We start from the raw sequence: 2,561 nt of genomic DNA, 5'->3' as shown, positions 1-2,561 counted from the left end.
GATCCACACCGGCTTGCCGCGCCACTCCACCGTCTTCTTCTCGCCCGGCTTCAGGTCGCTGATGTCCACCTCGACCGCGGCYCCGGCGGCACGTGCGCGCTCGGAGGGCTGGAAGGTGCTGACGAAGGGCACGGCGGCTGCGACGCMCCCGACGGCCCCGGCACCACAGGCGACAGCCACCCAGGTCCGACGGCCTTGATCGACCTGCGGTGCGGTGCTGATCGAACTGCCTTGTTGCTTGCCACCTTGCTCGTTGCTGTCACTCATTGGGGGTCCTTGGCTGGAGACTTCTGGTCACGGGCAACCGAGAATTCTAGCGGACGTGTCAACCCCCGCTCCCGGCGCTGAGGGGCGCGCGCCACTGCGGGCGGACCCTCATTGACGAGGCTTTCGGCTTGACTTCTGGCATTGCTCGGCAATACTGCCGCGCAGCATCCAGAAGAAGAGGAGCAGCACATGGGATTCGCCACCGAATTCAAGGCGTTCGCGATGAAGGGGAATGTCGTCGACCTGGCGGTCGGCGTCATCATCGGCGCGRCCTTCGGCAAGATCGTCGATTCGATCGTCAAGGACCTGATCATGCCGGTGATCGGCCGCCTGGTCGGCGGGCTCGATTTTTCGAACTACTTCCTGATGCTCGCCAATCCCCCGGTCGATTTCAAGGGCCCGATGACTTACGAGGCGCTGACAAAAGCCGGCGTCCCGCTGTTCGCGTACGGCAATTTCATCACCGTGGCGCTCAATTTCATGATCCTCGCCTTCATCATCTTCGTGATGGTCAAGCAGATCAACCGCCTCAAGCAAGAGGCGCCGGCCGCACCGGCCGCGGTGCCCGAAGACGTGCAGCTGCTGCGCGAGATCCGGGATTCGCTGAAGAAGTGAACGTTCGCGCCGCGGGGCGTGAAATGCTCCCGCCGGCCAACGTCGCCACGTCGCAACGCGGCGCGTGCCCATTCCGTTTGGGCTCATACTGCAGGTATCTCCGTCCAGACCATCCGTCCGGGCGGTTTCGCCCCGGTCCGCCCATCGGCCCTGTCCGTAGATGAATTCGATCGATCCACGTTCGCAAGCAGCGTTCGACGCCGCCATCAGCCACCTGAAGACGACCACTGCGGCCGTGGCTGATCGCGTGTCGAYGCACCTGGGCACGCTGGCATCGGCGGCGATGCGCATCTACGAGCGCGACATCCTGATCACCGCCCAGCTCGACCTGCGCCGCCACATGAGCACCTTCGTGCTGGTGTTCGGCGACACGCTGAGCAAGCGCGTGACGCGCGAGCTGAGCCCGAACCGCGAGAGCGGCCGCAGCCTCGCCGAAACCGACTGGATGTCGCTCAGCATCGTCGGCGACGCCGAGATGGAAGAGCAGATGTCGTCCGACCGCATCAGCCAGGCCATCACGCATGCCTGCGAATGGGAACTGCGCGACATGGCCGCCTACACCGGCGCGCTGCTGGGCATCGGGCGGGCCGACCAGGAACGCAACCCGCTGCGCGGCGAGGTGATGGGCGCCTCGGTGTTCCGCGCCATCGAGTCGGTGTCGAACGAGCGCGAGACGCGCAAGGTGCTGGCGCGCGAGATGAGCCTCGCGCTGTCGCGCGCGATGCCCACCTGCTACGGCGACATCCTGAAGGATTTCCGCGCCCGCGGCGTGCAGCCGGTCAGCCTGTCGGTGCGCGGCGTCGAAGGCCCCGGCAACGAACTGGCGCGCGACCGCGTCAACTCCGGCTACGCGACGCTGCGCGACACCGGCTCGTCCGGCAGCGGCAACCTGTATGCGCCGACCACGATGACCGGCGACTTCGACAGCGGCCAGGGCGGCCTGCCCGGTCGCGGCCAGGGCATGCCCGGAGGTTCATCCCGCGGCGGCTTCGGCGGGCCGGGCGGGGCGGGCGGCGGTGGTGGTGGCAATGCGGGCGTCGGCACGATGGGCCGCCCCGGCACCACCACGCTCGGCCGCGATGCCGCCGGCCGTGGCAGCACGAGCCTCGGCAACCCGAATGCCGGTGCCGGCCGCTTCACGCCGCGCCCGGGCGTCAGCGCGCAGGCCGATGCGGAGCTGATGTCGCTGATCCGCCGGCTGACCTTCCTCGCGACCCGCCCGGGCGACCTCGGCGGGCCGACCGGCAGTGGCCTGCACACCGGCTCGCCGGGCCTCGGCCGGGCCAGCGCACTGGCCAGCCTGAGCGGCGCCGCCACCGGCAGCGGCGGGCTGAACGAGGGGCTGTCGGGCCTGATGGCCGTCAACGTGATCCGCCAGCACCGCGACGAGCTGCGCCAGGCCTCGACCGGCTCGCTCGACCACATGGTGATCGACGTGGTCGGCAGCCTGTTCGACCAGATCCTGTCCGACCCACGCGTACCGCCGCAGATGGCGCGCCAGATCGCCCGCCTGCAGCTGCCGGTGTTGCGCGTCGCGCTGGCCGACCCGACCTTCTTCTCGTCGCGCAAGCATCCGGTGCGCCGCTTCGTGAACCGCATCGCGTCGCTCGCCGTCGCGTTCGACGACCTCGACGAGGGGGCCGGCAAGCAGTTCATGACCCGGGTGCGCGACCTCGTGC

Annotated in this window: 3 protein-coding genes; 2 read left to right on the top strand and 1 reads right to left on the bottom strand. The window is 68.9% G+C overall.

The features are described from left to right. Positions 1 to 267 (bottom strand): ubiquinol-cytochrome c reductase iron-sulfur subunit N-terminal domain-containing protein (locus tag AC1D15_RS26455; protein WP_477828335.1); only part of this gene is annotated, 267 nt, incomplete at its 3' end. A 189-nt stretch (positions 268 to 456) separates the two neighbouring features. On the opposite strand from AC1D15_RS26455, the gene mscL reads away from it, so the two are divergent. Next, complete coding sequence (gene mscL / locus AC1D15_RS26450; RefSeq protein WP_477828334.1) at positions 457 to 882, top strand: large conductance mechanosensitive channel protein MscL; 426 nt, start codon at positions 457 to 459, stop codon at positions 880 to 882. A 235-nt stretch (positions 883 to 1,117) separates the two neighbouring features. Continuing rightward, on the top strand, positions 1,118 to 2,561 hold a 1,444-nt coding region (locus AC1D15_RS26445; RefSeq protein WP_477828333.1), incomplete at its 3' end, for a DUF1631 family protein.

Source organism: Rhizobacter sp. P2_H2, assembly GCF_056403375.1.
Note: the sequence above shows the minus strand (reverse complement) of the source record. Positions and strands in the feature narration are given on the sequence as shown.